Below are 7217 nucleotides of genomic sequence, written 5' to 3' on the forward strand. Positions count from 1 at the left end.
GATCGCCTGGGAGGAGGCCCTGGCCGGCCAGAGCACGGACCGCGACTTCGGGCCGCGCAGCGCCGACGACGTCTACATCGTCTACACCGGTGGCACCACCGGCTTCCCCAAGGGCGTCATGTGGCGCCACGAGGACTTCTGGCGCGTCCTCGGCGGCGGCATCGACTTCATGACGGGGGAGCGTCTCGAGGAGTACGACCAGTCCACGAAGGCGGCCGAGAGCGACCCGATGGTCACGTTCCCGCTGAGCCCGCTGATGCACGGCGGGGCCCAGGCCGCCATGCTCATGCACCTGTTCGCGGGCCACCTGACGATCCTCACGCCCAAGTTCGACGCCCACGAGGTGTGGCGGGTGATCGACGAGAACAAGGTGCAGCTGATCTTCATGACCGGCGACGCGATGGCCCGGCCGCTGATCGAGGCCTACGAGGAGGGCGGGTTCGACGGCTCGAGCCTGTTCGCGATCTCCAGCAGCGCCGCGATCTTCAGCCCGCCGGTCAAGGCCCGGTGGATGGCGGCCTTCCCCAACGCGGTCTTCACCGACTCGGTCGGGTCGACCGAGACCGGGTTCGGCGGCATGGGCATGCAGGACCCCGCCAACATCTCCACCGACGGCCCAGTGGTCGCGCTGGGCCCGGGCAGCGTGGTGCTCGACGAGGACAACCGGATCCTCGACCTGGAGACCAACGTCGGACGCACCGGTCGGCTGGCTCGCGGCGGTTCGGTGCCCGTCGGCTACTACAAGGACCCGGTGAAGTCGGCGGCGACGTTCATCGAGGTCGACGGCGCCCGCTACTCCGTCCCCGGTGACTTCGCCCGGATCGAGGAGGGCGGCCGGGTGACGCTCCTCGGGCGCGGCTCCAACTGCGTCAACACCGGCGGCGAGAAGGTCTATCCCGAAGAGGTCGAGATGGCCGTCAAGGGACACCCCGCCGTCTACGACGTGCTCGTCGTCGGGATCCCCGACGAGAAGTACGGCCAGGCGGTCGCGGCCGTCGTCGAGCTGCGCGAGGGCGCGACGCTCGAGCTCGACGAGCTGCGCGAGTTCCTCCGGGCGCACCTCTCCGGCTACAAGCTGCCCCGGTCGCTGACGATCGTCGACCGGATCCCGCGCAACGCCACCGGCAAGGCGCAGTACCCGAAGGCCAAGGAGCTGGCCATGGCCGGCTTCGCCGCCAAGGCCGCCACCGTCAACCCCACCGCCGTCTGACGTCGGTCGGACCCCACCCTCGGGAGAGAGAAGAATCCCATGCGCACCCCGATCTGCGACACCTTCGGGATCGACCACCCGATCTTCGCGTTCACGCCCTCCGAGCACGTGGCCGCCGCGGTCTCCCGCGCGGGCGGGCTCGGCGTGCTGGGGTGCGTCCGCTTCAACGACACCGACGAGCTCGAGCGCACGCTGAGCTGGCTCGACGACAACACCGACGGCAAGCCGTACGGCGTCGACATCGTGATGCCGATGAAGATCCCGACCGAGGGCTCCTCGGTGGACCTGAAGTCGATGATCCCCGAGGACCACATCAGCTTCGTCGAGCGCACCCTGCAGCGGCTCGGCGTACCCCCGCTGCCCGAGGGCGAGGGCCGCGACGGGGTGCTCGGCTGGCTGCACTCGGTGGCCCGCTCGCACCTCGACGTCGCCCTCAACCACCGTCCGGTGCTCATCGCGAACGCCCTCGGCTCGCCCCCGGTCGACGTGATCGAGAAGTGCCATGAGCACGGCATCCTCGTCGCGGCGCTGGCCGGCGCCGCCAAGCATGCCCGCTCCCATGTGGCGAACGGTGTGGACATCATCGTGGCGCAGGGCTACGAGGCCGGCGGTCACACCGGCGAGATCGCCAGCATGGTGCTCCAGCCCGACATCGTCGACGCGGTCGGATCGGACGTCCCGGTGCTGGGCGCGGGCGGGATCGGCTCGGGCCGGCAGATCGCGGCGTCGCTCGCGCTCGGCTCGCAGGGCGTGTGGACCGGGTCGATCTGGCTCGGCACCGAGGAGTACCAGAACCTCCAGTCCAACGCCGGGTGGACCGAGGCGTTCACGCGCGCGACCTCCTCCGACACCGTCCGCACCCGCATCTACACCGGCAAGCCGGCACGGTTGCTGAAGACGAAGTGGACCGAGGCGTGGGCCGAGGCCGACGCGCCCGAGCCGCTGCCGATGCCGCTGCAGAACCTGCTCGTGGCCGACGCCCACAACCGCATCAACGCCTCGGGCGACCCCGACGTCATCTCGATGCCGATCGGCCAGATCGTCGGCCGGATGAACGACGTCCGGCCGGTCGCCGAGGTGATGGCGGACCTGGTCGCGGAGTTCGAGGAGGCCGTGACCCGGCTGGAGTCGATCCGCAAGTAGCGGCCCCCGCATCGGCGGCCGGTCCCACGGCGGGCCCACGGCAGGTCCAGCGGCACCCGGGAGGCGGACCTTCGCCCCTGACCGGCCGCAGGGCGGGCGCGTCAGGCTCGGCGTGGGAGGCCAGATGTCGATCATGGAGCTCGTCGCAGCAGCTGCCCAGGCGCCGTCGTCGCACAACACGCAGCCCTGGCGCTGGATCGCCTCGCCCGACGAGACGCGGATCGAGCTGCACGCGGACCGGCGCCAGGCCCTCCCCGTCAACGACCCCCGCGGCCGCGAGCTCGTGATCAGCTGCGGTGCCGCGCTGTTCGCCCTCCGGGTGGCGGCCGCGCACGCCGGGACCGGGACGGTGGTGGTGCCGTTCCCGAGCGCCGACCCCGACCATCTGGCGACCGTGCACCTGGCCGGCACGCCCGGCGACGAGGGCGCTCTGTACGACGCGCTGGCGGCTCGGCACACGCACCACGGGCCGTTCGCGAGGACATCCGTGCCGCCGATGGTGCTGGCCGCGCTGCGGGCCGCCGCCGAGGCAGAGGGCGCCTGCCTGCACGTGATGGATGCCCTCCAGCGCGACTCGGTCGCCGGCCTGGTCGCCGAGGCCGATCGCGTCCTCTGGTGCGACCGCGGGTGGCGCCGCGAGCTGGCCCGGTGGTTCCGGATCCGGCGCCGCGGTGACGGTCTGCCGGTCTCGATCGCCGCCCTCGTGCCGACCCGCTTCGTGGTCGCCCACCTCGACCTGGGCCGCCGATTGGGCAGGGCCGACGCCCGGCTCGTCGAGGAGGCGCCCGCGGTCGTGGTGCTCGCGACCCACGAGGACGAGCCGGAGGACTGGCTGCGTGCGGGCCAGGCGCTCGAGCGGGTGCTGCTGGTCGCCCACGGCGCCGGGCTGTCCGCGGCCTTCGAGAACCAGCCGTGCGAGGCGAGTCCCGCGATGCGGGCCCGTCTCGCCGCGGTGCTGCAGGGTCACGTGCCGCAGATGGTCGCCCGGCTCGGGCCGACCGCGCCGGCCCGGCCGACGCCCCGCCGCCCGGTACGGGTCAGCGCAGGTCGGGGTGCGCCCGCCCCGCGATGAGCGGCAGGTCGAGATAGGTCCGGATCCCCGGATCCGCGGCCACGACGTACGGGATCGAGTTCACGCAGTGCTGCGCGGTCGCGACGACGCCGGGGTTGCGGACCAGTCCCTCCTCGACCGTCTCGGGCTGCCAGCCCTTGATGGTGACGAACGTGTCGGGGTCGCCGCGCACCTCGACCTCGAAGCGCTCGCCCTCGGGGCCGAACGTCCAGGCCGGCTCGAGGTGCTCCTCGCCCATCAGCCAGTTGACCGCGATCCGGACCACGCACTCCTCGCGGACGAAGGCCTCCCAGACGAACCGTTGGCCGGCCACCGATCCAGGCGCGATCACACCGATCGGCGTCTCGATGGGGGCGGTGGCGACCGCGACCTCCTGTGAGGTGCGGATCTCGGCGTCGGAGGAGAAGCCCAAGGCGTCCAGGCACATACGGACCGACTGCACGAACCCACCCGACAGCAGCCCGAGCATCGGGCCGCCCATCGCCTCCTCCGGCGGACCGCCGAACATCATGATGTGGCGCACCACGTCCGGCGCGTCGTAGGTGCGGATGTCGGAGAACTCCTCGCCGCGCACGAACGTCACGGCCGAGGAGAGGGCCGAGAACACGAGCGGGTGCAGCTCGGTGACCCCGCCGGGGTTGATCCCCGTGCCGTGCAGGGTGGTGCCGCCCTCGGCGCACGCCCTGGCGAGCGGGGCGCCGTCCTTCTCGGTGGGGTAGAACCAGCCGACCGGCGTCACGACGTTCTTGCCCGAGAGCAGCAGCGCCGCGACCTCGTCGCGGTCGGGCACCAGCGGGGCGTACACGACCGCATCCGCCTCGAGCGCGAGGATCTCCTCGACGCTGCTGGTCGCGCGCACCCCGATCGGGCCGCCGCCGAGGATCTCCCCGACGTCGCGACCGTCCTTGGCCGCGCTGTGCACCCAGCAGCCCACGAGCTCGAGGTCCGGGTGGAGCAGGATGCCTTCGATGGCGGCCCGGCCGACGCCGCCGGTGGCCCACTGGATCACGCGCACGTGCGCCACCGTCCCAGAGAGAACACGTTCTTGTCGACGGGGGCGGTGCCGAGGGCGGTGCGGTGGGGGGCGCGGGTCAGGCCGAGGTCATCACGCCGACCGGCTCGGGGGTGAACCGGGGGAACACCGCGGCGGTCGAGGCCCCGAACCGCTTCGAGACGACCTCGGCCAGGACGCTGCGGTAGTCGGTGGTGACCGGCACGTCGGAGTCGAGGTCGCCGGTGAGCGGCGGCATCGTGCCGTGGTAGCCGCCCCGCACCCCGGCGCCCGCGAGGAACATCACGTTGCCGTAGCCGTGGTCGAGACCACCGCTGTCGTTCTCCACGACGCGGCGGCCGAACTCGCTGATCGTCACCAGCGTCACCTTGTCGGTCTGGTCGCCGAGGTCGCCGAAGAACGCGGCGATCGCGGCGGCCAGGTCGCGCGTGTTGTCGCGCAGCCAGCCACGCTCGGCCGTGCCGAGGTCGGCGTGCATGTCCCAGTCGCCCTGGTCCACGGTGATCACCCGGACGCCGACGTCGCCGCGGATCACCCGGGCGACCTCCGACAGCGCCCGCCCGACGTCGGTGCGGGGGTAGGCGCCGCCGTTGTCAGCGGCGCCACGCACGGGCGCGAAGTCGTCCAGGGCGGAGAACATCGACCGCATCGCCGTGCCCAGCGTGGTGCGGTCGTCGTCCCACAGCCGGTGCAGCGAGGAGCGGCGCCCCTTGGTGGTGTCCCACTTGTCGTCGCCGGAGATCCGGACCGACCCGACGTCGCTGGCCGACATCACGCCCTGAGGGCCGTAGAGCGAGGTGGGTACGACGCCGCCGCCGACGTTGAACCCCTGCAGCGGGGAGGTCTCGGTGTCGGTGCCGATCAGGCGGTTGAGCCAGCCGGTGCGCACGTCGGACCCCGGGTCGGCGTCCTCGACCTCCTCCATCGCGGAGAAGTGCGAGCGGTTGGGCGCCGGCAGCCCGGTGGCGTGCACCGCCGCGAGGCGGCCGGCGTCCCACAGCGGCAGGAGCGGAGCCAGCTCGGGGTGCAGGCCGAACTTCGCGTCCGGCCGCAGCAGCGCCGTCGCCGACACCGCGATGCCCGGGCGCGAGCTGTAGTAGACCGGGTCGTCGTGGGGCACGACGAGCGAGAGCCCGTCGGCGGCCCCGCGCAGGGAGAGGACGACGAGCACCGCGGGCGCCGGCGACAGCGCGGCGGTCGAGGTGGTGATCGCCGCGGAGCCGATGACCGTGGTGGCGCCGGCGAGCGCGACGGCGCCGGAGAACAGACCGCGGCGCGAGAGGCGCGCGAACTCGGGGCAGCAGGGCTCGGTCATGTCGTCACCGGGTGAGGAAGGCGGGGGAGTCGAGGAACGTGGTGAGCAGTCGGGGCATGTCCCAGCGCACGAGCGGGTGGTCGCGGGTGATCCGCTCGTGAGGTCCGAGGTTCACCGCGAGGCAGCAGGCCTCGAGCAGCTGGGAGGTGGAGTGCCGGTGCAGGATCACCTGCGACAGGTGGTCGACGAGCAGGTCGAAGCGGATCGGGGACTTCGGCAGCCACCACGCCGGACGGTGGTAGTTGATGCCCTCGTCGGGCCACCAGCCGCCGCACAGGCTCAGGTGGACGTCCATCGACGCGAGCAGCCGCGACGGCGACGCCCAGGACCGGTTGTCGACAGGCTGGCCGTCGGGGCGCGGCCAGTCGAACGGCTTCGTGCCGAGGCCGTCGACCTGCCACAGCAGCGCGTTGGCGGCGTCCCGGTCGGCCGTGGGCCGGGTGATCCGGACGCCGAGCGCACGGTACGTCGCGACCAGGTCCTCACCGGGGTCGCGGACCTTGGCGCCCACGGAGCCGGTGAACGCGGTCGAGGCGACCAGCGCGCGCAGCACCGGGGCGATCGCGGTGTCGTGGTCGAGGTAGACCCGGGCCAGCCGCTCGACGAGCTCGGGGACGGGTCGTCGCTGACGAACTTCACCGCGAGCTTGCGGGCGAGCCGGCGGGCGGTCGCGGGGTGGCGGGCCAGGTAGTTCAGGTACGCGCGAGTGACCGCCCGGCCGTCGGAGTCGGCGTTCGGGTGGCTGAAGCCCATCACCTGCACCGGGCCGGTGGCGTGCCACTTCGTGCGGTACACGGGCTGGAAGGTGTTCCACATGTCCAGGCTCCAGCCGGTGAGGATCCGGGCGGAGGCCTTCACGTCGTCCTCGTCGTACTCGCCCCGGCCGACGGTGTGGAGCTCGAGGAGCTCGCGGCCGAGGTTCTCGTTGGGGTGGGCCTTGGACGAGTCGACGTTGTCGAGGCTGATCAGCATCGCGGGGTGGGTGATCGTCGCCTGCAGCAGGTCCGCGAAGCTGCCCAGCGCGGCCGCGCGGATCTCGTCGCCGTACTGCCGTCGCCAGAAGCCCTGGGCGTCTCCGTTGACCGGGACGTTGAAGTGGTTCTCCCAGAACTCGGTCATGACCTCCAGCAGCTGCCGCCGCGAGCGCATCCGCCGCAGCAGGACCCAGCGCTGGTAGTCGAACATGACCTCCCACACGCCCTCGACGCCGTCGCGCTGCCGCTGCCACAGCTCGGTCGCGCCCCGTGAGAGGCCCGGCCACCAGCCGCGCAGTTCGTCGGTGCCGGGGTCGGCCACCGAGTCGGGGTCGAGCTGGGCCGCGAACCACGCCTGGGCCCCGCCGGCCGTGCGCACCTGGGCGGCCAGCGCCGGGGTGACGCCGTACGAGAAGCGGCCGACGAGGTGCCGGCTCCGGGCGCCGAGCAGCCGGTGCTTGCGGTAGCGCGCCGGCGGGTAGCTCGCGGCC

The 7217-nt window shown here is 72.6% G+C and carries 5 protein-coding genes and 1 pseudogene; 3 read left to right on the top strand and 3 right to left on the bottom strand.

Annotation, left to right across the window (positions count from 1 at the left end):
* From VGD85_RS16935 to VGD85_RS16945, 3 genes are all read left to right on the top strand, one after another.
* On the top strand, positions 1-1210 hold a 1210-nt coding region (locus VGD85_RS16935), incomplete at its 5' end, for an AMP-binding protein (RefSeq protein ID WP_331064606.1).
* A 39-nt stretch (positions 1211-1249) separates the two neighbouring features.
* The gene (locus VGD85_RS16940; RefSeq protein WP_331064607.1) at positions 1250-2353 is read left to right on the top strand and encodes a nitronate monooxygenase family protein; all 1104 of its coding nucleotides are present in this window, start codon (positions 1250-1252) and stop codon (positions 2351-2353) included.
* Positions 2354-2477: 124 nt separating this feature from the next.
* Positions 2478-3425 carry an Acg family FMN-binding oxidoreductase gene (locus VGD85_RS16945; protein ID WP_331064608.1) on the top strand — a complete coding sequence of 316 codons (948 nt, stop codon included), beginning with the start codon at positions 2478-2480 and terminating at the stop codon, positions 3423-3425.
* Here the strand turns inward: VGD85_RS16945 and VGD85_RS16950 are convergent.
* The 3 genes and pseudogenes from VGD85_RS16950 to VGD85_RS23175 form a co-directional block, all read right to left on the bottom strand.
* Entirely contained in the window at positions 3391-4440 is a 1050-nt protein-coding gene (locus VGD85_RS16950; RefSeq protein ID WP_331064609.1) for a hypothetical protein, read from the bottom strand. The genes VGD85_RS16945 and VGD85_RS16950 overlap by 35 nt on opposite strands.
* A gap of 76 nt (positions 4441-4516) precedes the next feature.
* Complete coding sequence (locus VGD85_RS16955) at positions 4517-5752, bottom strand: DUF1501 domain-containing protein (RefSeq protein ID WP_331064610.1); 1236 nt, start codon at positions 5750-5752, stop codon at positions 4517-4519.
* A 4-nt stretch (positions 5753-5756) separates the two neighbouring features.
* A pseudogene (locus VGD85_RS23175) lies at positions 5757-7105 on the bottom strand (DUF1800 domain-containing protein).
* Between the last annotated feature and the right edge of the window lie 112 nt (positions 7106-7217).

This window comes from Nocardioides sp., assembly GCF_036401255.1.
GTDB lineage: Bacteria > Actinomycetota > Actinomycetes > Propionibacteriales > Nocardioidaceae > Nocardioides.